Origin of the sequence: Isoptericola jiangsuensis, assembly GCF_002563715.1 — a bacterium.
In the GTDB taxonomy this organism is placed as follows: Bacteria; Actinomycetota; Actinomycetes; order Actinomycetales; family Cellulomonadaceae; genus Isoptericola; species Isoptericola jiangsuensis.
This window is the reverse complement of sequence record NZ_PDJJ01000001.1, coordinates 2,151,580-2,176,175: the sequence shown is the minus strand read 5'-3', so window position 1 is coordinate 2,176,175 and position 24,596 is coordinate 2,151,580. Positions and strand designations below refer to the sequence as shown.

21 protein-coding genes are annotated in these 24,596 nt (G+C 74.0%); 13 read left to right on the top strand and 8 right to left on the bottom strand.

The window, feature by feature from the left end; all coding sequences use genetic code 11:
- Positions 1-31: 31 nt before the first annotated feature.
- Genes secD through ATJ88_RS09865 form a run of 5 tightly spaced genes read left to right on the top strand, consistent with a single transcriptional unit; the run spans position 32 to position 7,210 of the window.
- Positions 32-1,957, top strand: coding sequence for a protein translocase subunit SecD (secD, locus tag ATJ88_RS09885; protein WP_245852318.1), 1,926 nt, complete (start codon positions 32-34; stop codon positions 1,955-1,957).
- Complete coding sequence (gene secF / locus ATJ88_RS09880; protein WP_098463683.1) at positions 1,957-3,057, top strand: protein translocase subunit SecF; 1,101 nt, start codon at positions 1,957-1,959, stop codon at positions 3,055-3,057. Before secD ends, secF begins: the two co-directional genes overlap by 1 nt.
- A 3-nt stretch (positions 3,058-3,060) precedes the next feature.
- Entirely contained in the window at positions 3,061-3,636 is a 576-nt protein-coding gene (locus ATJ88_RS09875; RefSeq protein WP_098463682.1) for an adenine phosphoribosyltransferase, read from the top strand.
- Positions 3,637-3,638: 2 nt separating this feature from the next.
- Positions 3,639-6,020: a RelA/SpoT family protein gene (locus ATJ88_RS09870; protein WP_170023582.1), complete on the top strand. Its 2,382-nt coding sequence runs from the start codon at positions 3,639-3,641 to the stop codon at positions 6,018-6,020.
- A 47-nt stretch (positions 6,021-6,067) separates the two neighbouring features.
- On the top strand, positions 6,068-7,210 hold the full coding sequence (locus ATJ88_RS09865; RefSeq protein ID WP_098463681.1) for an ATP-dependent DNA ligase: 1,143 nt from the start codon (positions 6,068-6,070) through the stop codon (positions 7,208-7,210).
- Positions 7,211-7,265: 55 nt separating this feature from the next.
- On the opposite strand, the gene ligD is transcribed toward ATJ88_RS09865, so the two are convergent.
- The 4 genes from ligD to ATJ88_RS09845 all read right to left on the bottom strand — a co-directional run bounded on the left by ligD (position 7,266) and on the right by ATJ88_RS09845 (position 11,691).
- Entirely contained in the window at positions 7,266-8,339 is a 1,074-nt protein-coding gene (gene ligD / locus ATJ88_RS09860) for a non-homologous end-joining DNA ligase (protein WP_098463680.1), read from the bottom strand.
- Between the two features lie 72 nt (positions 8,340-8,411).
- Positions 8,412-9,041, bottom strand: coding sequence for a hypothetical protein (locus ATJ88_RS09855; protein WP_098463679.1), 630 nt, complete (start codon positions 9,039-9,041; stop codon positions 8,412-8,414).
- A 107-nt stretch (positions 9,042-9,148) separates the two neighbouring features.
- Complete coding sequence (locus ATJ88_RS09850; protein WP_211287493.1) at positions 9,149-10,897, bottom strand: DUF349 domain-containing protein; 1,749 nt, start codon at positions 10,895-10,897, stop codon at positions 9,149-9,151.
- On the bottom strand, positions 10,894-11,691 hold the full coding sequence (locus ATJ88_RS09845; protein ID WP_098463678.1) for a peptidylprolyl isomerase: 798 nt from the start codon (positions 11,689-11,691) through the stop codon (positions 10,894-10,896). Before ATJ88_RS09845 ends, ATJ88_RS09850 begins: the two co-directional genes overlap by 4 nt.
- 145 nt (positions 11,692-11,836) lie before the next feature.
- Here ATJ88_RS09845 and ATJ88_RS09840 point away from each other — a divergent pair, with 145 nt between their 5' ends.
- The gene (locus ATJ88_RS09840) at positions 11,837-12,586 is read left to right on the top strand and encodes an MBL fold metallo-hydrolase (protein WP_098463677.1); all 750 of its coding nucleotides are present in this window, start codon (positions 11,837-11,839) and stop codon (positions 12,584-12,586) included.
- 60 nt (positions 12,587-12,646) lie between these two features.
- Entirely contained in the window at positions 12,647-14,044 is a 1,398-nt protein-coding gene (gene hisS / locus ATJ88_RS09835) for a histidine--tRNA ligase (protein ID WP_098463676.1), read from the top strand.
- Positions 14,045-14,104: 60 nt separating this feature from the next.
- On the opposite strand, the gene ATJ88_RS09830 is transcribed toward hisS, so the two are convergent.
- The gene (locus ATJ88_RS09830) at positions 14,105-14,548 is read right to left on the bottom strand and encodes a VOC family protein (RefSeq protein WP_342744844.1); all 444 of its coding nucleotides are present in this window, start codon (positions 14,546-14,548) and stop codon (positions 14,105-14,107) included.
- Positions 14,549-14,683: 135 nt separating this feature from the next.
- Between ATJ88_RS09830 and ATJ88_RS09825 the strand changes: the two genes are divergently transcribed.
- Together ATJ88_RS09825 and ATJ88_RS18335 are read left to right on the top strand one after the other, a co-directional pair.
- The gene (locus ATJ88_RS09825) at positions 14,684-15,286 is read left to right on the top strand and encodes a hypothetical protein (RefSeq protein WP_098463675.1); all 603 of its coding nucleotides are present in this window, start codon (positions 14,684-14,686) and stop codon (positions 15,284-15,286) included.
- Complete coding sequence (locus tag ATJ88_RS18335; protein ID WP_170023581.1) at positions 15,283-17,439, top strand: intein-containing Rv2578c family radical SAM protein; 2,157 nt, start codon at positions 15,283-15,285, stop codon at positions 17,437-17,439. Before ATJ88_RS09825 ends, ATJ88_RS18335 begins: the two co-directional genes overlap by 4 nt.
- A 27-nt stretch (positions 17,440-17,466) precedes the next feature.
- Here ATJ88_RS18335 and ATJ88_RS09810 read toward each other — a convergent pair whose 3' ends face one another.
- The gene (locus ATJ88_RS09810; RefSeq protein WP_098463674.1) at positions 17,467-17,778 is read right to left on the bottom strand and encodes a DUF1330 domain-containing protein; all 312 of its coding nucleotides are present in this window, start codon (positions 17,776-17,778) and stop codon (positions 17,467-17,469) included.
- Positions 17,779-18,074: 296 nt separating this feature from the next.
- Here ATJ88_RS09810 and ATJ88_RS09805 point away from each other — a divergent pair, with 296 nt between their 5' ends.
- Positions 18,075-19,031 carry a DUF4132 domain-containing protein gene (locus tag ATJ88_RS09805; protein WP_098463673.1) on the top strand — a complete coding sequence of 319 codons (957 nt, stop codon included), beginning with the start codon at positions 18,075-18,077 and terminating at the stop codon, positions 19,029-19,031.
- The gene (locus ATJ88_RS09800; RefSeq protein ID WP_098463672.1) at positions 19,028-20,725 is read left to right on the top strand and encodes a M16 family metallopeptidase; all 1,698 of its coding nucleotides are present in this window, start codon (positions 19,028-19,030) and stop codon (positions 20,723-20,725) included. The genes ATJ88_RS09805 and ATJ88_RS09800 overlap by 4 nt, the downstream gene beginning before the upstream one ends.
- 3 nt (positions 20,726-20,728) lie before the next feature.
- Here ATJ88_RS09800 and ATJ88_RS09795 read toward each other — a convergent pair whose 3' ends face one another.
- Together ATJ88_RS09795 and ATJ88_RS09790 are read right to left on the bottom strand one after the other, a co-directional pair.
- A complete protein-coding gene (locus ATJ88_RS09795) occupies positions 20,729-21,199 on the bottom strand; it encodes a PPOX class F420-dependent oxidoreductase (RefSeq protein WP_098463671.1) in 471 nt (156 codons plus the stop codon).
- 4 nt (positions 21,200-21,203) lie between these two features.
- Complete coding sequence (locus ATJ88_RS09790; protein ID WP_098463670.1) at positions 21,204-21,695, bottom strand: pyridoxamine 5'-phosphate oxidase family protein; 492 nt, start codon at positions 21,693-21,695, stop codon at positions 21,204-21,206.
- Positions 21,696-21,952: 257 nt separating this feature from the next.
- On the opposite strand from ATJ88_RS09790, the gene aspS reads away from it, so the two are divergent.
- A complete protein-coding gene (aspS, locus tag ATJ88_RS09785; RefSeq protein ID WP_098463669.1) occupies positions 21,953-23,752 on the top strand; it encodes an aspartate--tRNA ligase in 1,800 nt (599 codons plus the stop codon).
- Complete coding sequence (locus ATJ88_RS09780) at positions 23,749-24,591, top strand: GNAT family N-acetyltransferase (protein WP_245852313.1); 843 nt, start codon at positions 23,749-23,751, stop codon at positions 24,589-24,591. Before aspS ends, ATJ88_RS09780 begins: the two co-directional genes overlap by 4 nt.
- The last annotated feature ends 5 nt before the right edge of the window (positions 24,592-24,596 follow it).

Below are 24,596 nucleotides of genomic sequence, written 5' to 3'. Positions count from 1 at the left end.
CCCGACGGCACGCACACGGGAAGAGAACCAAGTGGCCAACTCCAGCACGCGGCGGTCGCGTCCTGTACGCACGCTCGTGGTCTTCGCGATCCTGACGATGGTGCTGCCGTTCGCGGCACTCGCCCTCGGGGTCTACCTGGACCCGAAGAGCGACGACAACCCGGACGGCGCGAGCTTCGCGCCCGGGCTCGCGCTCGACCTGCAGGGCGGGACGCAAGTCATCCTGACCCCGCGGTCCACGGACGGGTCGGAGATCACCGCCGAGGCGATCGACGAGTCGATCAACGTCATCCGTCAGCGCATCGACTCCTCCGGCGTCTCCGAGGCCGAGATCGTCAACCAGGGTGGCGAGAACATCGTCGTCTCCATCCCCGGTGAGGTGGACCAGTCCACCATCGACCTCGTCTCCCAGCCGGCGCAGATGCGCTTCCGTCCGGTCCTCACCTACGCCGTCGGCCTCCCGGCCGACGCGGCCGAGGGCGACGACGCCACCGCCGAGGGCGACGACGCCACCGCCGAGGGGGACGCGGCCACCGAGGGTGACGCGGCCGCCGAGGGTGACGACGCCGCGTCGAGCGACGACGTCGACGCGCGGATCGCGCAGGAGGCGGCCGACGTCGACCCGACGGACCCGTCCGACCTGGCGCAGATCACGCCCGCCGTGCAGGAGAAGTTCGACGCGCTGGACTGCACCGACCCGGCGAACCTCGTCGGTGGCGGCGGCGACGACGCGGACACCGTCCTGGTCGCGTGCTCCAACGACGGCTCGATGCTGAAGTACATCCTCGGGCCGATGGAGGTCGACGGCGTCCACCTGGACAGCGCGAGCTCCGGCCTGGTGCCGGGCCCCAACGGCTCGGTCACCAACGAGTGGGGCGTGTTCATCGGCTTCGACACCGAGGGCACCGCGGAGTTCCGCGAGACGACCCAGCGTCTGCAGGGCCTCGAGTCGCCGCGCAACCAGTTCGCGATGGTCCTCGACGGTCTCGTCGTCTCGGCCCCGTCGCTCGACACGGGCGTCGTCATCACCGACGGCAACGCGACGATCTCCGGCAGCTTCACGCGGGACACCGCCGCGACCCTCGCGAACCAGCTGAGCTTCGGCTCCCTGCCGATCGCCTACGAGGTGCAGAGCCAGGAGACGATCTCCGCGACGCTCGGCTCGGAGCAGCTCCGCAACGGCCTCATCGCCGGCCTCATCGGTCTCGCGCTGGTCGTCGTCTACTCGCTGTTCCAGTACCGCCTGCTCGGTCTGGTCACCGTGGGGTCGCTGGTCATCGCCGGCATCATCACGTACCTGGCCATCGCGATCCTGTCCTGGCAGATGGGCTACCGCCTCTCGCTGGCCGGCGTCGCGGGCCTCATCGTCGCGATCGGCTTCACCGCCGACTCGTTCATCGTGTACTTCGAGCGCATCCGTGACGAGATGCGTGACGGTCGCTCGATGTCGATGGCGGTCGAGCGCGGCTGGAAGCGTGCCAAGCGCACGGTGCTGGCCGCGAAGTCCGTCACCCTCATCTCGGCCGTCGTGCTGTACTTCCTGGCCGTCGGCGGTGTCCAGGGCTTCGCGTTCACCCTCGGTCTGACGACCGTCATCGACATCGCCGTGGTCTTCTGGTTCACGCACCCGACCCTCCAGGTCCTGACCAAGGTCCCGTTCTTCCGGGACGGTCACTCCTGGTCCGGGCTGTCGCCGGAGCGCCTGCGCGCCACCAGCGGTCCCCGTTACGTCGGTGCCGGCCGCGTCGAGACCCCGGCCACGGCCGGTGTCGAGACGGTCGGCGACCCGGAGCCGGTGCTGGCCGGTGCATCGGTGGCTCGTCCCGCCGACGGCGGGCAGCGCATGACGATCGCCGAGCGCAGGGCCGCCGAGCGGCGTGCCGCCGCCTCGGCGGAGCAGGACGACCAGGCAGCCACGAAGGACGCCGGGTCCGGCGAGAACGAGGAGAGCCGCTGATGGCCGGCAGCATGAACTTCGCGCGGTGGGGCAACGACCTCTACACGGGCCGCAGGTCCTACCCGATCGTGGGCCGTCGTGGCCTCTGGTTCTCGATCGTCGGTGCGCTCGCGCTCGCCTCGATCGTCATCCTGCTCACCAAGGGTCTGACGCTCGGCATCGACTTCCGCGGCGGCACCCAGTTCACGTTGACCGCGGTGTCGACGACGGAGCAGTCCGTGGGGACCGACGCCGTGCACGACGTCCTGCCCGACGAGGAGCCGCGCGTCGCCGTCATCGGTGACAGCTCGGTGCGCGTGCAGACCGTCGAGCTCGACGCCGCCGAGACCTCCGAGGTCACGGACGCCCTGGCCGACGCCTACGGTGTCGACGCCGCGTCGGTCGACGTGTCCTTCGTCGGCCCGGTCTGGGGCCAGTCGGTGTCGGAGCGCGCGCTGTGGGGCGTGGTGGTGTTCGTCCTGCTGGCCGCGGCCTTCATGGCGATCTACTTCCGCGCCTGGCGCATGGCCGTGGCGGGCATCGTCGCGATGCTGTGCGACCTGCTCATCTCGGCGGGCGTCTACGCGCTCATCGGCTGGGAGGTCACGCCGTCCACGATCATCGGCTTCCTGACGATCCTCGGCTTCTCCCTCTACGACAAGATGGTCGTCTTCGACAAGGTCCGCGAGAACACGACGGGCGTGCTGGAGCAGTCCCGCAGCACCTACGCCGAGCGGGCGAACCTCGCCGTCAACCAGACTCTCGTCCGGTCCATCAACACCTCGGTCGTGGCGCTCCTGCCCGTCGCGGGCATCCTCTTCGTGGGGGCGTTCTGGCTGGGTGCGGGCACGCTGCGCGACCTGTCCCTGTCCCTCTTCGTGGGCATCGCCGTGGGTGCGGCGTCCTCGATCTTCCTCGCGACGCCGCTCGACGTGACGCTGCGTGAGAAGGAGCCGAAGATCGCCGCGCACACGGCGTCGGTCCTCGCGGCCCGCGCGGACCTCAGCACCGAGGGCGGTCACGAGGCCGAGCTCGCCGCGGCGGCCGCCGGCCGGGCGCAGCTCATCCCGGGTCACCACCAGGGCAACACGGCGCAGCCGCGCCGGCGTCGGGGTCACTGACCCATGACGGACGACATCTCCGTGGTCGCGCTGGCCGGGCTCGGCCCGGCCCGCGCGGCGGAGATCCGGGCGCTCATCCGTGACGTCCCGGACTACCCGCACCCCCCGGTCGTGTTCCGCGACATCACGCCGCTGCTGGCCGACGGCCCGGCGCTGACCGACGTGGTCGACGCCTTCGCCGCCCTGGTCGACGCGGACGGCGGCGTGGACGTCGTGGCCGGCATGGAGGCCCGCGGCTTCCTGCTGGGCGCCCCGCTGGCGACACGCCTGGGGGTCGGGTTCGTCCCGCTGCGCAAGGCGGGCAAGCTGCCGCCGCCGGTGGTCCGGGAGGACTACGCGCTGGAGTACGGCACGGCGTCGATCGAGCTGCGCAGCGGCACGCTGCCGGAGGGCTCCCGGGTCCTGCTGGTGGACGACGTGCTCGCCACGGGTGGCACCGCCCGCGCCGCCGCCAGCCTGGTGGAACGCTGCGGCGGTCACGTCGTCGCGCTCGCGTTCCTCATGGAGCTGGCGGGCCTCGGGGGCCGCGACCGGCTCGCGGGACGGACGGTGGAGACCCTGCTGCGGGTGGAGTCGTAGACTTGCCCTCCCGGACGTCGTCCGAACGACGCTGGTCGAAGGAGGTGCTCGTGAGCGACGACACGCAGGTCAGGAGCTCGTCCGACGCGTCCCGCACCTCGGGGAGCGGGTCAGGTCGTGGTGTGCGCAACCGTCTGGTGCGCCTCGGCGTGCGCGGCGCGCCGCTCAACACGCCCGCGCTCGAGCCGCTGCTGCAGGCCGTCCGCACGAACCACCCCAAGAGCGACCTGGGGATGCTGGAGCGGGCCTACGCGACCGCGGAGAAGGCGCACCGCGGTCAGCAGCGCAAGTCCGGCGACCCGTACATCACGCACCCGGTCGCGGTGGCGACGATCCTCGCCGAGCTGGGGTTCGACGGGGCCACGCTGGCCGCCGCGCTCCTGCACGACACCGTCGAGGACACCTCGTACTCGCTGGACGACCTGACCAAGGACTTCGGGTCCGAGATCGCCATGCTGGTCGACGGCGTGACGAAGCTCGACAAGGTGAAGTACGGGGACGCGGCACAGGCCGAGACCGTCCGCAAGATGGTCGTGGCGATGGCCAAGGACATCCGCGTGCTGGTCATCAAGCTCGCGGACCGGCTCCACAACGCCCGGACCTGGAAGTACGTGTCGGGGTCGTCGGCGTCGCGCAAGGCGCGCGAGACGCTGGAGATCTACGCGCCGCTCGCGCACCGGCTCGGCATGAACACGATCAAGTGGGAGCTGGAGGACCTGTCCTTCCAGACCCTCTACCCCAAGGTGTACGACGAGATCGTGCACCTCGTGGCGGAGCGGGCTCCGGCGCGCGAGGAGTACCTCGGGGTGGTGCGCGAGCAGATCGCCGCCGACCTGCGGGGCGCGAAGATCAAGGCGACGGTCACGGGCCGCCCCAAGCACTACTACTCGATCTACCAGAAGATGATCGTGCGCGGGCACGACTTCGCGGAGATCTACGACCTCGTCGGTACGCGCGTCCTGGTGGACACGGTGCGCGACTGCTACGCGGCGCTCGGTGCGCTGCACGCGCGGTGGAACCCGGTCCCGGGCCGGTTCAAGGACTACATCGCGATGCCGAAGTTCAACATGTACCAGTCGTTGCACACGACGGTCGTGGGGCCGGGCGGCAAGCCGGTCGAGATCCAGATCCGCACCCACGACATGCACCGCCGGGCCGAGTACGGCGTCGCGGCGCACTGGAAGTACAAGGAGACGGCCCGCCAGGGCGCCGGTGGCAAGGGTGATCCGCGCGCCAACGACATGACCTGGCTGCGCCAGCTCGTCGACTGGCAGCGTGAGACCGCCGACCCGGGCGAGTTCCTCGACTCGCTGCGCTACGAGATCGGCGCGGCCGAGGTGTACGTGTTCACGCCCAAGGGCGAGGTCATGGCGCTGCCCGCCGGGGCGACGCCGGTCGACTTCGCCTACTCGGTGCACACCGAGGTGGGCCACCGCACGATGGGGGCGCGCGTCAACGGCCGGCTGGTGCCGCTCGACTCGTCGCTGCAGAACGGCGACGTGGTCGAGGTCCTCACCTCCAAGGCGGACTCGGCGGGCCCGTCGCAGGACTGGCTCGCGTTCGTCAAGTCCGGTCGGGCGCGCAACAAGATCCGGCAGTGGTTCACCAAGGAGCGGCGCGACGAGGCGATCGAGCGCGGCAAGGAGGCGATCACGCGGGCGATGCGCAAGCAGAACCTGCCGATCCAGCGCCTGCTGAGCCACGAGGCGCTCCTCGGGGTCGCCAACGACCTGCGCTACGACGACGTGACCGCCCTCTACGCAGCGGTGGGGGAGAACAACACCTCCGCGCAGCACGTCGTCGAGACGCTCGTGAAGTCCCTCGGCGGCGAGGACGGCACCGCGGAGGACACCGCCGAGGTCGCGCTGCCCGGCAGCACCGCCCGGCGCAGCCGGTCCACGGGCGATCCCGGCATCGTGGTCAAGGGCGTCGACGACATCTGGGTGAAGCTCGCCAAGTGCTGCACCCCGGTGCCGGGCGACGACATCGTCGGGTTCGTGACGCGCGGCGCCGGTGTGAGCGTGCACCGGGCGGACTGCGCGAACGTCGTCCCGCTGCGGTCCCAGCCGGAGCGGATCGTCGACGTGTCGTGGAGCGCCGGGTCGAACACGATGTTCCTCGTGCAGATCCAGGTCGAGGCACTCGACCGCTCGCGGCTGCTCTCGGACGTCACGCGTGTGCTGTCCGACCACCACGTCAACATCCTCTCGGCCACGGTGTCGACCTCGACGGACCGGATCGCGCTGTCCCGCTTCGTGTTCGAGATGGCGGAGCCCGCGCACCTGCAGCAGGTCCTCGCCGCCGTCCGCAAGATCGACGGCGTCTTCGACGTCTACCGGATCACGGGCACCAAGGCGGCCGACGTCGCGCACGCGGGGGCCTGAGCGGCCCGGCCGCGCGGACGTGGGCGGCAGGTCGTAGGTTCGCAGGCATGGACCTGCCGATCTCGCCGCCGCTGCGTCCCATGCTGGCCCGGGCGGTGCCGGACATCCCCGACCAGCCCGCCGACGGCCCGACGTGGGTGTACGAGCCGAAGTGGGACGGGTTCCGCGCGATCGTGTACCGCGACGGCGACGAGGTGCGTCTCGACTCGCGCAACGGGCGCCCGATGGAGCGCTACTTCCCCGAGGTGGTCGACGCGGTCCGCGAGGCCCTGCCGTCCCGGTGCGTGGTGGACGGCGAGATCGTCGTCGCCCGGCCGGGGACGGCGCCCGGCGACCCGGCACGGCTCGACTTCGACACGCTGAGCCAGCGCATCCACCCGGCGGAGTCGCGGGTCCGGATGCTCTCCGCCGAGGTCCCGGCCGGCCTCGTCGTGTTCGACGTGCTCGCCCTCGACGACGAGGACCTCACCCCCCGCCCGCTCGCGGACCGGCTCGCGGCGCTCGACGGGCTCGGGCTGTCCGGCCCGCAGGTGCACGCCACGCCACGCACCACCGACGCGGCGGTGGCGCGGCGCTGGTTCGAGACGTTCGAGGGCGCGGGGCTCGACGGTGTGGTCGCCAAACGGACCGACGGCCCGTACGAGCCGAACAAGCGGTCGATGCTGAAGATCAAGCACGCGCGGACGGCCGACGTCGTGCTGGCCGGGTACCGGCTGCACAAGACCTCGACCCCGGGGCGTCCGTTGATCGGGTCCCTGCTGCTGGGCCTCTACCGGGGCGGGGACCTCCAGTTCGTCGGCGTCACGTCGTCGTTCACGGCCGCCCGCCGGGCAGAGCTGCACGATGAGCTCGCCGGGCTGGTCGTCGAACCCGGGACGCCGGCGGCGGCCGAGCACCCGTGGGCCGACTGGCAGGACCCGGCGGTCGCGGACGGCACCGCGGGGGAGCGGCGGCCCGGTGCCCAGTCGCGCTGGAGCGCGGGCAAGGACCTGTCGTTCACGCCCCTGCGCGTCGAACGGGTCCTGGAGGTCGGCTACGACCACATGGAGGGGAGCCGGTTCCGGCACACGGCCCAGCTCAAGCGCTGGCGGCCCGACCGGGACCCGGCGTCGTGCACGTACGACCAGCTCGAGGAGCCGGTGGGTTACGACCTGGCGGACCTGCTGCCGGGGGTGCCCGGTACCACGTGACCACCCCCGGACCCGCAACGGGGGCGACAGCTCGTGCCGTCAGTCGGGTCCGGGCTCAGTCCGCGGCGCGGTCCTTGGCGCGGCTGGGCTGGACCCGCTTGGGCTCGCCCGGCATCTTCGGGTACTCGGGGGGATAGGGCAGGTCGCCGAGACCGTGCTCCTCCTCGTCGCGGCGCGCGAGTTCGAGCGCGCCGTCCAGGGAGCAGTCCAGCGCCGGGTCGCGGTCGGCGCGCAGCGGCGCGAACAGGTCGCCCTTGGCGGCGAACCTGGCCGGGACGGTCGCCAGGGTGAAGTCGTCCGGGTGGACGTGCGGCACCTCGTCCCACTCCAGCGGTGTCGACACGGTGGCGCGACGGTTGGGGCGCAGGGAGTACGCGGACGCGATGGTGCGGTCGCGGGCCATCTGGTTGTAGTCGACGAAGATCCTCTCCCCGCGCTCCTCCTTCCACCAGCGCGTCGTCACCTGGTCCGGCATGCGCCGCTCCAGCTCGCGGCCGACGGCGATGGTGGCGCGGCGGGCCTGGACGAACGACCAGCGGGGGGCCAGCGGGACGAAGACGTGCAGGCCGCGACCACCGGAGGTCTTGGGGTAGCCCGTCAGCCCGAGCTCGTCGAGGAGCTCCCGCAGGGCGAGCGCGGCGGTCGCGGCGTCGTCGAAGTCGGTGCCGGGCTGCGGGTCGAGGTCGATGCGGAGCTGGTCGACGGCCTCGACGTCCGTGCGGCGCACCGGCCAGGGGTGGAACGTGAGGGTGCCCATCTGCGCGGCCCACGCGACGACCGCGAGCTCGGAGGGCGCGACCTCGTCGGCGGTGCGACCGGACGGGAACGCGATCCGCGCGGTCGTCACGTAGTCGGGGGCGCCCTTGGGCACCCGCTTCTGGTAGAAGGCGTCGCCGTGGGAGTCCGCGCGGGTGGCCATGACGGCGCCCTCGAAGAAGCCCTTCGGCCAGCGCTCCAGCGTGGTGGGACGGTCCAGGAGGGCACCCAGGATGCCGTCGCCGACGTCGAGGAAGAACCGCACGACGTCGAGCTTGGTGAACCCCAGGTCGGGGAAGACGACCCGGTCGGGGCTGGACACGCGCACGTGCCGGTCGCCGGCCTCGACCTCGACCGCGGTGGTGGACGCCATGGCCACACGCTACGCCGACGACGCTGCCTGCGCCCCTGGCGGGCGCTCGGGGAGCGATGGGCGGGTCCCGTCTCAGCAGGCGGCGGCGCGGGCCGCGTCGACGACGGCGACCGCGTTGCGCCGGACGCCCACACCCACCCGGGGGCGCAGCACGACGGCGCGCCGCACGGCGTCCAGGTCGGTCCCCGCCGCGGCGAGGGCGACCAGCAGCTCGGTGGACCCGTCGTCGTGCAGAGCCAGCTCGACGGCGGTGCGGTCGGGCGTGGTGAGCCGGACCCCGGCCACGACGCGGACGTCGGGGGCGAGCAGCGGCGCCTGCCACAGGCGGGCGCCGCGGGGCCGCGAGGGGCGGCGGCCGCCGGGGTGGCAGGCGAGGTCCAGGGAGTCCGGGCGGCCGGCCCCGGTGTGGACCCAGGCGGCGGTCCGGCCGGTGACGACGGCGCCGGTGGGTACGGCGCCCCGCAGGGTGCCGGCGCGCAGCGCAGGGTCGATCCGGGTGGCGCTCACGCAGGCGACGTCGCCGCGCAGCACCTCGAGGACGCCGTCGCGCACGAGCACCTGCCAGGCGACGGTTCCGCCCACGTCGGACGGTCGCACCAGCACGGGGGCGGGATCGTCCCGCAGCAGCAGGTCACCGACCCGGCGTGGGTCGCCGCGCCCGTGCGTCAGGTCGGGGACGGCGAGCGGTGGGTCGACGGTCACGGGGCACCTCCGGGGGCGGGCACCCTGCGACGCTAGCCGTCGTGGCCCGGCACGGGGCCGGGCCACGACGGTGGCTGTGGACGGTCGACGCCGTCCACACGGTGGCGTCAGCCGCGCGAGTCCTCGGCGGCCCGCACGACCTGCTCCAGCCACGCGCGGCGCGCCGCGACGGCGGACTCGAGCTCGGCGACCTTGCGCTGGTCGCCCGCGGCGCGGGCGCGCTCGAGGTCGGCCTCGAGACCGGTGATGGCGTCCTCGAGCTGGGCGGCCGCGCCCTCGGCCCGGGCACGCGTCTCGGGGTTCGTCCGCTTCCAGCGGGCGTCCTCGGCGTCGCGCACGGCGCTCTCGACGGCGCGCAGGCGCGCCTCGACGCGCTGCACGTCGCCGCGCGGCACCTTGCCCGCCTCCTCCCAGCGGTCCTGGATGTCGCGCAGGCGCTCCTTGGCCGCGGCGAGGTCCTGCACCGGCACGAGGGCCTCGGCCTCGACCAGCAGGGCCTCCTTGACGACGAGGTTCTCGCCGTACTCGGCGTCGATCGCCGCGTTCGCGGCGTCGCGCGCCCCGAAGAACGCGTCCTGGGCGGCGCGGAACCGCGCCCACAGGGCGTCGTCGTCCTTGCGGTTGGCCCGGCCGGCGGACTTCCACTGCGCCATGAGGTCGCGGTACTGGCCCGCGGTGACGCCCCAGTCGGTCGACCCCTGGATGGCCTCCGCCTCGGCGACGATGCGCTCCTTGGCGGCCTTGGCCGAGGTGTTGCGCTGCTCCAGGTCGGCGAAGTAGTGGCGGCGCTCACGGTCGAACGCGGTGCGCGCGTGGCTGAACCGCTTCCACAGCGCCTCCTCGCTCGGCCGGTCGATGCGCGGCCCGTTGCGCTGCGCCTCCTTCCACTGGTCCAGGAGGTTGCGCAGCTCCTCGCCGGCGGGACGCCACTGCATCTTCGCGGGGTCGGTCTCGGCGATGCGCTCGGCGGCCTCCACGATCTCGGTGCGCGCCGCGACGGCGGCCTCCTTCGCGGCGGCCCGCTCGGACTCGAGCGCGGCGCGCCGCTCGGCGGCCCGCCCGCGCAGGGCCTCGACGCGCGACCGCAGGCCGTCGAGGTCGCCCACCGCGGCGGGCTCGGCGGTCTCGTCGGCCAGCTTGGTGAGCGTCTGGTCGATCTCGCGCACGGACAGGTCGGCGCTGTCGAGGCGGGCCTCGAACAGGGCGACCTTCGCGACGAGGTCGAGGTAGCGACGCGTGTACAGCGCCATGGCCTCGTCGGCGGGGACGTCGGGGTACTGCCCGACGACGCGCTCGCCCGCAGCCTCGCGGACGTGGACCGTGCCGTCCTCCTCGACCCGGCCGAACGCCGCGGCGGCCGCGGACTCCTCGGCGTCGTGGACCACCGGGGCCGGTGCCGGCGGCGCGGCGGCGGCCTGCGGGGCGTCGGCCGGCTTGGCGCGGCGGATCGCGGACGGCTTGGGCGCGCCGGGACGAGGGCGGGGCCTCGGCGCGGCGGGCGCTGCCGGGGCCGGCGCCTGCTCGGCGGCGGGCGCCTGCCCGGCGGCGGGCGCCGCGGGAGCCTCGGGTGCTGCCGGTGCCGCGTCCTCGGAGTCCTCCGTCGCCGCCGGGGCGTCGTCGACCGGGGCGGGCTGCCGGACCTCCGCCGCGTCGGCCGGGGCCGCCTCGACCGCGTCCTCGGCGGCGGGCGCCTCGGACGCCTCGACGGCCTCGGTCACCGCCTCGGGGGCGTCCTCGACGGACGCGGGCGCGTCAGCGGCCACCTCGGTCTCGGCGGGGGTCGGAGCCTCGACCGCTGTCTGCTCCGCGGCGACGTCGTCCTCGGGGCCGGTCGCGCCGGGGGTGCTCTCGCTCACTGGGTCTCCACTCCTTCGATGATGACGGGGCTGATCGGGGAACCGTCACCGGAACCGTCGATCGTGCCCGCGTCAGCGACTGCCTGGATCGTGTCCAGGCCGGACGTCACGGTGCCGAACACCGTGTACCCGCCGGCTGCGTCGGACGGGATGGTCGAGTCCTCGTACACGAGGAAGAACTGGGAACCCATCGACTCGGCGTTGCCGCCCTGGCGCGCCATGGCGAGGGTCCCCGCGGGGTAGACGTCGTCGGCGGGCGCGTTCTCCACGGGCCCGAAGGAGTACCCCGGGCCGCCCGTGCCGGTCGCCGTCGGGTCACCGCACTGCAGGACGTGGATGCCCTGCGTGGTGAGCCGGTGGCACTGGGTGCCGTCGAAGTAGCCGTCCTGCGCCAGGGACACGAAGCTGGCGACCGCCTGCGGCGCGTCCGCGCCGTCGAGCTCGAGCTCGATCGTGTCCGTCGTGCCGTCGACGCACAGGTCGAGGGCGACGGTCCAGGCGCGGTCCTCGGCCGCCGACGGGTCCGGTGCGGAGCCGCCGCCCGGGCGGGCCTCGGTCGCGCCGGCCGGGCACGCGCCCGCCGGGGCGGTCGACGCCGTCGTCGCGCCGGGCTGCGGGTCGTCGCCCGAGGCGAGGCCGATGGCGACCGCGCCGCCGGCGACGAGGGCGAGGATCGCGAGGATCGCCACGATCACGCCGACGCGACGCGTGCGCTCCTGCTTCGTCCGTCGTCGCTCGTCCCACTTCGCCTGCCGCTTGCGGGCGTACTCGCGCTCACGCTTGCTGGGCGCCACCGTCGGTCGTCCTCCCCGGATCGTCACGCGCACGAATCCGTGCGCCTGCGACAGTCTAGGGCTCGGATCACCGCGGAACCGCCCGAACGGCCCGACGGCGCGGGCGACGTCCCGCCCGGGGTGCCCGAACGGCTACGGTGGCGCCATGGACGTGCACGTCGTGGTCGCCCCGGTGTTCGGCACCAACTGCTGCGTCGTCGTGGCCGCGCAGGCTCATGACGACGGCAGGCGCGACTGCGTCGTCGTCGACCCGGGCGCCGGCACCGCCGGGCAGGTCGACCGCCTCGTCAGCGACCAGGGTCTCGTGCCGCGCGCGGTGCTGGTCACGCACGGCCACGTCGACCACACGTGGGACGCCGCCGAGCTCTGCGACCGCTACGACGTCCCCCTGCGCCTGCACGCCGCGGACGCCTACCGCGTCGCCGACCCGTTCGGCACCATCGGCCTCGGCGCCGCGCTCGACGCACCCGCCGCGAGCGTGAGCGAGGCCCTCGTCGAGGCCCTCGACGCCTACGGCGTCACGCCGCGGGACTTCCGGGCGCCGGGGCGCGTCGAGCCCTTCGACGGCGCCGTCACCGACCTCACCGCCGGCGACGTGCGCCTGCGCGCCCTGCACGCGCCCGGCCACACCGAGGGCTCCACCCTCTACCTCCTGGACGGTCCGGCAGCCGCCGACGCCGACGCCGAGGTCACCGGCGTCGTCCTCACCGGTGACGTGCTGTTCGCCGGCGGCGTGGGCCGCACCGACCTGCCCGGCGCCGACGTCGAGGCGATGCTCGCCACGCTGCGCGACGTCGTCCCCGCCCTGCCGCCCCGGCACGTCGTCCTGCCCGGCCACGGACCCACCAGCACCGTGGCGCGCGAGCTCGCGACCAACCCCTTCCTGCCCCGCTGACGCGTCCCGGACGCGCGGCCGCGTCCACGGGCACCGCCAGGATCTGGGAAGATCTCACCCATGGCTCGCGTCACCCCGCTCTCCGGATTCCCCGAATGGCTGCCCGACGGGCGCATCGTCGAGCAGCACGTGCTCGACGTGCTGCGCCGCACCTTCGAGCTGCACGGGTTCGCGGGCATCGAGACCCGCGCCGTCGAACCCCTCGACCAGCTGCTGCGCAAGGGGGAGACCTCCAAGGAGGTGTACGTCCTGCGCCGCCTCCACGACGAGACCGACGACGCCGCAGGTGCCGCGTCGTCGGACAGGGGCGACAAGCAGCTCGGCCTGCACTTCGACCTCACCGTGCCGTTCGCCCGCTACGTGCTGGAGAACGCCGGCCGCCTCGCCTTCCCCTTCAAGCGCTTCCAGATCCAGAAGGTGTGGCGCGGCGAGCGCCCCCAGGACGGCCGCTTCCGCGAGTTCGCGCAGGCCGACATCGACGTCGTCGGCGCCGGCGACCTGCCGTACCACTTCGAGGTCGAGCTGCCGCTGGTCATGGCCGAGGCGCTCGGCGCGCTGCGCGAGATCGGTGTCCCCGAGGTCCGCATCCTCGTCAACAACCGCAAGGTCGCCGAGGGCTTCTACCGCGGCCTCGGCCTCGACGACGTCGAGGGCGTGCTGCGCCAGGTCGACAAGCTCGACAAGATCGGCGCCGACGCCGTGGCCGCGCTCCTCGTCGCCGAGCAGGGCGCCACCGCCGAGCAGGCGAGGGCCTGCCTCGAGCTCGCCGCGATCTCCGGCTCCGACGCCACCGTGATCGACCGGGTGCGGGCGCTCGCGGTCTCGTACGGTGCCGGCACCGAGCTGCTGGAGACCGGCCTGGCCGAGCTCGGCGCCCTCGTCGAGGCGGCGGCCCGCCGCGCGCCGGGCGTCGTCGTGGCGGACCTCAAGATCGCCCGCGGCCTCGACTACTACACGGGCTCGGTCTACGAGACGGTCCTGGTGGGGCACGAGCAGCTCGGCTCGATCTGCTCGGGCGGCCGCTACGACACCCTCGCCTCGGACGGGAAGAACACCTACCCGGGCGTGGGCCTGTCCATCGGTGTGTCCCGCCTCGTGTCGCGCCTGCTGTCCGCCGGCCTCGTCGCCGCGACCCGCGGCGTCCCCACCGCGGTCCTCGTGGCCGTGCTCGACGAGGAGTCCCGCGACCGCTCCGACGCCGTCGCCGCGGCGCTGCGCGCCCGCGGGATCCCGGCCGACGTCGCGCCCACCGCCGCGAGGTTCGGCAAGCAGATCCGGTACGCCGACCGCCGCGGCATCCCGTTCGTGTGGTTCCTCGGCGCCACCGGCGAGGACGGCGCGACCGGCCCCGACCAGGTCAAGGACATCCGCTCGGGCGAGCAGGTCGACGCCGACGCCGGCGCGTGGGAGCCGCCCGCGGCCGACCTGTGGCCGCGGGTCGTCCCCGCCGCCGGCTGAGTCCCGGTCCCGACGGCGGCGTCCCGCGCCCCGCACCGACCGGCGGGCGGGCCGACGTCGTCACGCCTCGATCAGCGCGACCGTGTTGCCGGCCGGGTCGAGCAGCCACCCGATGGTGGGTCCCTGCGACGGGTCGTCGCTGCGCACCACGCCGTCGGCGTCGTGCGGCGTCCCGGGGTAGCGCTCCAGCGTGACGCCGCGCCCGGCGAGGTCGCGCGCCGCCGCGCCGACGTCGGCGACGACGAGGTTGAGCACGGTGTGGCTGGCCGGCGCGTGCGCCGGGCCCTTGGGGTAGACGAACACGGGCGTGCCACCCGTGACGTCGAGCTCCAGGCCCATCGGCGTGCGCCGGACGTCGAGCCCGAGCACGTCCCGGTAGAACGCCTCCGCCGCGTCGAGGTCGTCGACGCTGAAGCTGCTGAACGCCTGCTGGACGGTGATCACGGTGGCCTCCTTCGTGCCCGGCGCGTGCCGCCGGGACACCAGCAGCGACCTGCCGGGCACGCCGGACTCATCGGCCGGTGGACCCGGAGACCCTCGGGGACACCCCCGCCGGGTACCGGAGGTCACCCTGAAGATCCCCCTGATCTTCACGGTGACCTGCACGGACGTGGTCCGCGAACCGCTACGGTCGGGCGCATGAGCGTCTACGTCGTCCTGTCCCGCAGCAGCACGGTCCTGTCCCGGACGATCCGCATCGCGACGGGCGACGACTACACGCACGCGGCCCTCGCGCTCGACCCGACCCTCGACCTCATGTTCAGCTTCGGTCGCCGCCGTGCCCGCAACCCGTTCGTCGGCTGCTTCAAGCGGGAACGGCTCGACGACGACGTCTACCGCTCCATGGACACCCTGCCCGGCCTCGTCCTCGAGGTGCCCGCCACGGACGGCCAGCGGGACGCCGTCGGCGCGGAGATCGGCCGGTTCCTCCTCGACGGCCACACCTACTCGTACAACACGCCCGGTCTGCTGCGGGGCCTCGTCGGGCGCGGCACGGAGGACGGCAACCGGTACTTCTGCTCCGAGTTCGTCTACCACGTGCTGCGCCACGCGGGTGTGTGCGACCTCGGCGTCCCGCGCTGGGAGGTCCGCCCGCAGACGCTGCGCGACGTGCCCGGCGCCGTGCTGTTCGAGGGCGACCTCAAGCAGTACGCGCCGGAGCGCCCCGACGGGGGAGCGGGTGCCCGAGCCGTCGACGCGGCGTTGACAGTCGATCGAACGGGTGTTCGAATAGCGGCATGAGATGGGACGGGCAGGCGCTCAGCGCTGACGACGGCGCCCTGCCCGGCCTCGAACGGGCGGGTCTCGCCCGCCTCGGGCTCGTCCGCAGCGTCACCACCCCGGAGTTCGCCGGGGTCACCTTCCACGAGGTGCACGCCAGGAGCGCGCTGTCCAAGGTGCCCGAGGCGTCCCGGATGCCGTTCCGGTGGACGGTGAACCCCTACCGCGGATGCAGCCATGCGTGTGCCTACTGCGTGTCGCCCACCACGTTGGTGCTGATGGCCGACGGGCGTCAGAAGCCCATCGGCGAGATCGTCGTCGGTGACGAGATCGTCGGTACCCGACGCGAAGGGCGATATCGGCGTTACGTCACGACCACCGTGGAGGCGACCTGGAGGTCCAGGAAGCCGGCGCACCGGCTGACGCTCCGCGACGGCACCGTGATCGTCGCGAGCGACGACCACCGGTTCCTCGCCCGGGGTCGCGGCTGGAAGCACCTCCGGCCCGCGCCCCCCGGTGCGGGCCGGCGTCCGTACCTGACCGGGAACGACTCGTTGATGGGCTTCGGGTCGAGCGGGCTCCCTCCGGTCGTCCACGGAACGCACGGGCCCGACTATCGGCGCGGCTATCTGACCGGGATGCTCCGGGGGGACGCCATGCTGTTCGACGGAACGTATCCGAGGAAGTCGGGCGGGACCTGCCGTGTCACGATGTTCCGGCTCGCTCTGGCCGACGACGAGGTCCTCGACCGGTCGGCCGACTACCTCGAGGCGGAGGGGATCGTCGTCCGTCGCCGCGCCTTCGCCCCGGCGAGCCCGACCCGTCGAAGCATGACCGCGCTGCACAGCGGGCGCCGCGCGGACTTCGCGCGCATCAACGCGTTGATCGACTGGCCGGACGCTCCCACCGACGAGTGGTACCGAGGGTTCCTCGGCGGCATCTTCGACGCGGAAGGGTCCTGCGCGCGCGGAGTCCTGCGGATCTCCAACAAGGACCGCGAGATTCTCGACCAGATCTGTCGGGCGATGGTGCGCCTGGGAGTGACACATGTCCTCGAGCCGCCTCGACCGAACGGTGTCGCCGTCGTGCGCGTGACCGGTGGACTGCCGGCGCGGCAGCGGTTCTTCCGCCTGGCACGGCCCGCCATCTCGCGAAACCTCGCCGTTCAGGGAACCTCGGTGAAATCGACGACGGATCTGGGCGTGGCGTCCATCGAGGACCTCCACCGGACCGAGGAGATGGTGGACATCACGACCGGTACCGGCGACTTCATCGCCAACGGAGTGATCGCGCACAACTGCTTCGCCCGCCCGACCCACCAGTACCTCGACCTGGACGCGGGGGCGGACTTCGACTCCCAGGTCGTCGTCAAGACGAACGTCGACCAGGTGCTGCGCGCGGAGCTCTCCCGTCCGTCGTGGCGACGCGAGCCCGTCGCTCTCGGCACCAACACCGACCCGTACCAGCGGGCGGAGGGACGCTACCGGCTCATGCCGGGGATCATCGGGGCGCTCGCGGACTCCGGCACGCCGTTCTCGATCCTCACCAAGGGGACGCTGCTGCGCCGGGACCTGCCGCTGCTGGTGGAGGCGTCGCAGCGGGTGGAGATCGGGCTCGGGGTGTCGCTCGCCTTCGCCGACGAGGAGCTCCAGCAGGCGGTCGAGCCGGGGACGCCGACACCACGGGCGAGGCTCGCGCTGGTGCGTGCCGTGCGGGAGGCGGGGCTGCCCTGCGGGGTCATGGTCGCGCCCGTGCTGCCGTGGCTGACGGACTCCCGCGACCACCTGCGCCGGCTGCTCGACGACATTGCCGACGCCGGTGCCTCCGGGGTCACCGTGGTGCCGCTCCACCTCAAGCCGGGCACCCGCGAGTGGTACCTCCAGTGGCTCGCCCGGGACCACCCGCACCTCGTCGACGGGTACGGCCGGGTGTTCACGCGCGGCACGTACCCGCTGACCGGATATCGCGACTGGCTGTGGGAGCGGGTGCAGCCCCTGCTCGAGGAACGAGGGTTCGCGCGCTCCGGGCATCGCGCCCGATCCGGGGCGACCGGCCGCCACACCGACGACCTGCGGCCCCACGACGACGGCGACTACCCGGCGGGCTCCGTCGTCGAGCCGTCGGCCGCGGGGGAGCCGCCGCCCGTGCCCGGTCGCGGCCCGACCCTGTTCTGAGCCGCGACCGGGCGTCGGTGCCCGTTCTCAGTCGACGGGCCGCACCCGCAGGATCTCGGTGCGGGCGACGGCGCGGTCGCGGACCTCCACCCGGCCCACCCGGTCCGGGTCGGCGATGTACGCGGCCAGGGCGTCCTCGTCGGGCATCTCGATGATCTGCACCTCGGTGGGCTGCACGCCGCCGTGCGCCGCGTCGTCTGTGTGCGCCACGTTGGTCACCCGCTGCAGCACACGCCCCCCGTGCCTCGGCACCAGCGTCAGCGCCTCCGACTCGTACGCGGCGAGCGTCTCGCCCTCGCCCTCGGCCGCCCAGAGCAGCACGCACAGGGTGATCGCCATCGTCCACCTCCATCGCGGGACGGCGCCGTGCCGCCCCTGGGACGATCTTCGCCCGCCCGGGCTCGGGCGTCGGCGAGCCGCGCCGGAGGACCGCAGGGTGTCCGTGCGGAGGATCCCGGGGGACGACCCGTCGCGCGACCAGCCGGGGAGCGGTGGCGTCCACCTCCCGCCGCGTCGCCCCGCGATGTCCGTTCTGGGTGCCGTGGGCGCAGATGTGTCATATGTCGCTGATAGGGTCCGCGCGTCCCGGTGTCGCGGTGTACCGAGCCGCCCGGGGCCCGACGTGAGGAGCGCCGATGGGCGGGGTGTCGACGGCACCGACGAAGCGGACCACCGAGCCGGACTTCGATCCGTGGAGGTGCGAGCCGGACCTGCAACCGTTGCGCGCCGCGGCACGGTCCGGGGACGTCGCCACGGTGCACGACGCGCTGGTGCGCCTCGGTGGCGACGAGCAGGCCACCGTCGCCCACTGTCTCCTCGCCGAGATCGACGAGCTCGACGGCCCCTGGCGGGCCGCCCTGGCCGCGCAGCCCGCGGACCCGGTGCTCGGGACGCTCCGCGCCGCCCGGCTCACCGTGACCGCCTGGCGCGCCCGTGGCAGCGGCCGGGCGTCGACGGTGACCCGCGAGGGGTGGCGGATGTTCTCCGCGGACCTGGAGGCCGCCGAACGGACGCTCGTCGAGGTCTGCGGCCGGCACCCGGACCACACGCCGGCGTGGGACGCCCGGCTGACCACGGCGCGCGGGCTCGAGCTCGGCCTGGCGGAGGCACGCCGCCGCTACGCCCGGGTGGAGGCGCTCGACCCGCACCGCACCTGGGCGCAGCGGTCGCTGGTCCAGCAGCTCTGCCCCAAGTGGTCGGGATCGTGGGAGGACGCCTTCGGTTTCGCGCGGGAGCGGGCCGCCGCCGCCCCCGACGGGCACCCGTCGGCCGCTCTCGTGGCCGCCGTGCACGTCGAACGATGGCTGGAGGACAAGGACGGCGCGCTGACGGGGGACGTCCTGGACGAGATCGAGGCAGCGGCCGCGCGGTCCGTGCTCCACGAGAGGTCGACGCCGTCGACCGCCACGAGCCACGCCCACAGCGAGCTGGCGATGCTCCTCTCCGTCGGGGGACGCCCGGCGGCCGCGCACGCGCACTTCGAAGCGCTCGGGGACGCGCCGACCGACTCGGGATGGTGCTACACGGCCGGCCCGGGCCGCGAGTACCTGCGCCGCCGTCGGACGGCACTCAAGGCCGGAGGTGCACGATGAGCGTCGACGGGTCCACGACGGGCACCCTGCGCGACGGGGTGACGATGGTCGAGGTGGCCGGGCTGCCGGTGCTGCTGGCGCCGACCGACGGTGCGGTGACCGGCGGCCTGCTGTTCCGGGTCGGCCAGGCGGACGAGCCGCTGGCCCGCTCCGGGATCACGCATCTCGTCGAGCACCTCGCGCTGCACGGCGTCCCGCGGGCCGGCGTGCACCAGAACGGGCAGACGGGCGACGTGTGGACGGCGTTCCACGCGACCGGTTCCCTCCAGGAGGTCGTCACCTTCCTCGACGCGGTGTGCGACCGGCTGCGCGACCTGCCCGTGGGCCGGATCGACGTCGAGCGGAAGGTCCTCGAGGCGGAGGCCGCGAGCCGCGGGGACCGGATGCTCGACGCGTCCCGGATCTACCGGTACGGGGCACGCGGGCACGGCATCGCCGGCTACCGCGAGCTCGGGCTCACGGAGGTCGGGCCGCAGGACGTCCGCGCGTGGGTCGCCGAACGGTTCACGCGGGGCAACGCCGTCGCCTTCCTCACGGCCGACGCCGTCCCCGCCGGTCTCCGGCTCGACCTGCCCGCCGGGGAACGGTACCCGGTGCCGGACACGGACACGGTGGGGACCTACCCCGCCTACTTCTCGACCGGCACGGACGGTGTCGTGCTCGACGCCGTCGTCGACCGGTCGGTGGAGGCCCGCTTCGTCGCGCGTCTCGCCGGTCGGGCGCTGTTCACCGAGCTCCGCGAGGAGGGCGTGGCGTACGTCGCCGACGCCGACTACACCCCGCGCGACGCCACGACCGCGGCGGTCACCGTCTACGCGGACGCGCGCGACGACGACCAGGGCGCGGCCGTCGGTGCCGTCGTCGATCTCCTGGCGCGGTTGCGGTTCACCGGACCGACCCCGCAGGAGCTGTCCGAGACCCGGACGGCGCTGCTCGCCGAGAGCGAGCAGCGCCAGGACCCCGCCGCCGAGCTGCCCGCCCACGCGCTGGCGGTGCTCCTCGGGACCGAGGTGCCGGACGACGACGAGACCCGCGCCAGGATCGAGGCGGTGGACGCCGCCGTGGTCCGGCGGGTCGCGGACGCGATCTGGAGCACCGCCCTGCTGCGGGGGACGCCGCGGGGGGCCGCCTGGGCGGGGATGGGGCCCGCCGCGGACCGCTCGGAGCGTGCCGTGGTCGGCACGACCTGGTCCGAGCCCGAGCCGGACCGCGCTCGGCTCGTCCTGGGGGTCGAGGGCGTCAGCCTGCTGACCGACGACGGGCCCCGGACCGTCCTGTTCGACGAGCTGGCCGTCATGCTGGCCTGGCCCGACGGTCGACGGCACCTCATCGGGACCGACGGCACGAGGGTCATGGTCGACCGGCCCCGCTACACGGGGCTGACCACCGAGGTCGTGGCCCGCGAGATCGACGCGCGCGTCCCGGGGCGGGTCGTCGTGCGCCGGACCTCGGCGCCCGCCCCGGCACCGACGCCGCCGCCGCGAGCCCGGCGCGCCTGGTCGTTCCTGTGGCGGGCGCTCGTGGCCGTGGTGCGAGCCTTCGGCATGCTCGTCGGCCTGCTGATGCTCTTCGGGATGCTGACCGCCCTCCTGCCGGACGGGTGGGAGGTCGCCGCGGTCGGCCTGACCGTCGGCGTCGGCTCCGTCTGGTTCGCCCGGGTGTTCGGACGGCGGCGCAGGACGAGGAGGCGGTAGGGCTCAGGCGTCGGCGAGCCGCGGCGGGAAACCGCCGGTGGCGACCGGCCCCCACCGCTCGATCGTGACCCGCACCAGCGACTTGCCCTGGTCGACCATGGCCTGGCGGTACTCGTCCCAGTCGGGGTGCTCCTGGCCGGCCGCGACCCGGTAGTACTCCACCAGGGGCTCCACCGAGTCGGGCAGGTCGAGCACCTCGGCGGTGCCGTCCACCTGCACCCAGGCGTCGTCGAAGTCGTCGCCCAGCGCCAGCAGCGAGGCGGCCGGCCGCCGCCGCAGGTTCACCGCCTTGGCCCGGTCCGGGTACGTGGAGACGACGACGCGGCCCTCGCCGTCGACGCCGTACGCCACCGGGCTGAGCTGTGGGGAGCCGTCACCGCGCGTGGTGACGAGGATGCCGTGGCGCCGGGAGCGCAGGAACTGCAGGAGGTCGTCCCGGTCGACCCGGGTGTTCGTCGCGATGCGTCGTGCCATGACCTCAACCTACGTCGTCGTGCGTGCCGTCGGGGGTCGTCTCCCGCAGGACGGGGGCCACGCCGCGGTAGTCGCCGAGCCGGGCCCACGTGAGCGACACCCGCACCACGGCGATCCCCGGGTCGGCCAGCGAGCCGGCGAACCGCGGGAACGCCGCCCGGTAGACGTCGGCGCAGCGTCGCCGCTCCTCGCCGTGCACCTCCTCGGCGAGCCCCTCCGCCTGGAGGGTCACGCCGTCGGCGCCGCCGCACACGACGGCGACCCGGGGGTCCCGGCGGACGTTGCGCACGGTGCGCGACGTCACCCGCGCGTCGAGCACCAGCTCGCCCCGCTCCGTCGCGGTGAGCGAGAGGTAGGCGGCCTGGGGTCCGCCGTCGGGGCCGAGGGTCGTCAGGACGCCGTCGGCCCGCTCCCGGACGAACCGGGCGACGTCGGCGAGCCGGAGCGGCCCCGCTCCGGTGGGCGCCCCCGGGGGCGCCGGTGGGTCGGTGCTCATGGTGCGGGTCCTTCCTCGGGTCGGGGTCACGACGTCGGTCCACGGGACCTCTCCGCCCGTCCGTCCTGGGAGGCTAGCGACGCCGGGCGACCCGCCGCCAGGTCGACCGGCACGGGCCCCGAGAGGTGGGCGCCCGCCCACCCGGGCCGACGGGACGTGCCCGCGTCCCCACCGACTAGAATCGTGCGGGCGTGTCGCCACGACCACGCCGCTGTCGCCCCGGGCGACGCCACCACCCGCCACGAAAGGACCCCTCCGTGCTCCGCACCCACCAGGCCGGCTCACTGCGGGCCGAGCACATCGGCCAGACCGTCACCCTCACCGGGTGGGTCGATCGCCGCCGGGATCACGGGGGAGTGGCCTTCATCGACCTGCGTGACGCGTCGGGCATCGCCCAGGTCGTCATCCGCGACGAGGCGGTCGCGCACCCGCTGCGCGCCGAGTTCGTCCTCCAGGTGACCGGCGAGGTGTCGGCGCGCCCCGAGGGCAACGCGAACGCGAACCTCGCCACCGGCGACGTCGAGCTCATCGCGAACGACGTGGTCGTGCTCAACGAGTCCGCGCCGCTGCCGTTCCAGGTCTCCACGGCGCTCGCGGACACCGAGACGGTCGGCGAGGAGGCGCGCCTGGCGCACCGCTACCTCGACATCCGTCGCCCGGTGACGTCGAACGCGCTGCGCCTGCGCTCGAAGGTCAACGCGGCGGCGCGCGAGGTGCTCGGGCAGCACGACTTCGTCGAGGTCGAGACGCCGACCCTGACGCGCTCCACCCCGGAGGGCGCCCGCGACTTCCTGGTCCCCGCGCGCCTGGCGCCCGGCTCCTGGTACGCGCTGCCGCAGAGCCCGCAGCTGTTCAAGCAGCTCCTCATGGTGGGCGGCCTGGAGCGCTACTACCAGATCGCCCGCTGCTACCGCGACGAGGACTTCCGCGCCGACCGGCAGCCGGAGTTCACGCAGCTCGACGTCGAGATGAGCTTCGTCGACCAGGACGACGTCATCGCGCTGGCCGAGCAGATCCTCGTCGCGCTGTGGAAGCTGATCGACGTCGAGATCCCGACGCCGATCGCCCGCATGACGTTCGCGGACGCGATGCGCCTGTACGGCTCGGACAAGCCGGACCTGCGCTTCGGCAACCCGCTGGTGGAGCTCACCGAGTACTTCGCGCAGACGCCGTTCCGTGTGTTCCAGGCGGAGTACGTGGGTGCGGTCGTCATGCCGGGCGGTGCCGACCAGCCGCGCCGCCAGTTCGACGCGTGGCAGGAGTGGGCCAAGCAGCGCGGTGCACGGGGCCTCGCCTACGTGACGTTCGCCGCGGACGGCACGCTCGGCGGCCCCGTCGCGAAGAACCTGTCGGACGCCGAGCGCGAGGGCCTCGCCGCCGCGACCGGCGCGCAGCCGGGAGACGCGGTGTTCTTCGCCGCGGGCAAGACCGCCGACTCGCGCGCCCTGCTGGGCGCGGCCCGCGTCGAGATCGCGCACCGCACCGGGCAGGTCGACGAGGACGCGTGGGCGTTCGTGTGGGTCGTGGACGCGCCGCTGTTCAAGCCGACCGGCGAGGCCGTCGACGAGGGCGACGTCGCGCTCGGCAGCTCCGCCTGGACCGCCGTGCACCACGCCTTCACCTCCCCGAAGCCGGAGTGGCTCGACTCGTTCGAGTCGGACCCGGGCAACGCGCTGGCGTACGCCTACGACATCGTCTGCAACGGCAACGAGATCGGCGGCGGCTCGATCCGTATCCACCGCCGCGACGTGCAGGAGCGCGTCTTCGACGTCATGGGCATCGGCCCCGACGAGGCGCAGGAGAAGTTCGGCTTCCTCCTCGACGCCTTCAAGTTCGGCGCCCCGCCGCACGGCGGCATCGCGTTCGGCTGGGACCGCATCGTCGCCCTGCTGACGAAGTCGCCGTCGATCCGCGACGTCATCGCGTTCCCGAAGTCGGGCGGCGGCTACGACCCGCTGACCGACGCGCCCGCCCCGATCACCCCGGAGCAGCGCAAGGAGGCCGGCGTCGACGGCGCCCCCGAGAAGAAGCAGGCCGACGCGGCCGCGGAGGCGTGACGACGCTCGACGTCGCACGGCTCGCCCCGGTGACCTCGGTCGCCGGGGCGAGCCTGTCCCCGCGGTGGGCGTCCCACCCCGTCGTCGTCGCCGAGCAGGCGCACGACGGGTGGGACGCCTCGCACGTGTGGGCGGACGACGACGCACTGCTCGTGCGACTGCGCTGGCGCGTGCGCACGGACGGGCTGCGACCCTTCGCGGTGGAGCACGACGACGACGCGGCGAGCGTGCTGGGTCTCGGCGAGCCGGGGGCCGCCGCACGGCTGGTCGTCGCCGCGGGGACCGCGCTCGGCACCGTGACCCGCGTGTCCGCGCCGCGGGGCACGCACGCGGAGCTCGCGGGGCTCGCCGCGGCGGGGCACCGTGTCCCGGCGCCGTTCGACCGGCTGCCGGTCAGCGCGTGGGACTGGTACGGCACGACCACCTCCCCGGCCGTGCAGCCGGGCGAGGACCGGGTGGTCGAGCTGGACGCCACCCACCGGCACGGCGCGGCGGCCTGCCTCGCCGTCGCGAACCCGCACGGCGAGCTCTCCCTCGACGAGCCGCGCTCGCGCTGGTGGGGCTGGCTCGACGACGACGGGACGGTGCGGGGCGTCGCCGGGGCGTCGCGACGGGTCCCGGGTCAGCCCTGGGTGCTGGGGTCGGTCGGCACCGACCCGGCGTTCCGGGGCCGGGGGATCGCCGCGGCGGTCACCGCGGCCGCGACCCGCGCCGGGCTGGCCGAGGTCGCGATGGTCACCCTCGGGATGTACGCGCACAACGACGCGGCGCGCCGCGTCTACGAGCGTCTCGGGTTCGCCCGCGTCCAGGAGTTCGAGAGCTGGCGGCCGGAGCGTTGACGCGG

Bases quoted from the DNA above. Each gene is read 5' to 3' on its own strand.
- secF (WP_098463683.1), top strand. From the start codon at position 1,957: ATGGCCGGCAGCATGAACTTCGCGCGGTGGGGCAACGACCTCTACACG.
- ligD (WP_098463680.1), bottom strand. From the start codon at position 8,339: ATGGCGTCCACCACCGCGGTCGAGGTCGAGGCCGGCGACCGGCACGTG.
- ATJ88_RS09805 (WP_098463673.1), top strand. From the start codon at position 18,075: ATGGGCGGGGTGTCGACGGCACCGACGAAGCGGACCACCGAGCCGGAC.
- ATJ88_RS09795 (WP_098463671.1), bottom strand. From the start codon at position 21,199: ATGGCACGACGCATCGCGACGAACACCCGGGTCGACCGGGACGACCTC.
- ATJ88_RS09800 (WP_098463672.1), top strand. From the start codon at position 19,028: ATGAGCGTCGACGGGTCCACGACGGGCACCCTGCGCGACGGGGTGACG.
- ATJ88_RS09825 (WP_098463675.1), top strand. From the start codon at position 14,684: ATGAGCGTCTACGTCGTCCTGTCCCGCAGCAGCACGGTCCTGTCCCGG.
- ATJ88_RS09865 (WP_098463681.1), top strand. From the start codon at position 6,068: ATGGACCTGCCGATCTCGCCGCCGCTGCGTCCCATGCTGGCCCGGGCG.
- ATJ88_RS09875 (WP_098463682.1), top strand. From the start codon at position 3,061: ATGACGGACGACATCTCCGTGGTCGCGCTGGCCGGGCTCGGCCCGGCC.
- ATJ88_RS09810 (WP_098463674.1), bottom strand. From the start codon at position 17,778: ATGGCGATCACCCTGTGCGTGCTGCTCTGGGCGGCCGAGGGCGAGGGC.
- ATJ88_RS18335 (WP_170023581.1), top strand. From the start codon at position 15,283: ATGAGATGGGACGGGCAGGCGCTCAGCGCTGACGACGGCGCCCTGCCC.
- ATJ88_RS09840 (WP_098463677.1), top strand. From the start codon at position 11,837: ATGGACGTGCACGTCGTGGTCGCCCCGGTGTTCGGCACCAACTGCTGC.
- ATJ88_RS09790 (WP_098463670.1), bottom strand. From the start codon at position 21,695: ATGAGCACCGACCCACCGGCGCCCCCGGGGGCGCCCACCGGAGCGGGG.
- hisS (WP_098463676.1), top strand. From the start codon at position 12,647: ATGGCTCGCGTCACCCCGCTCTCCGGATTCCCCGAATGGCTGCCCGAC.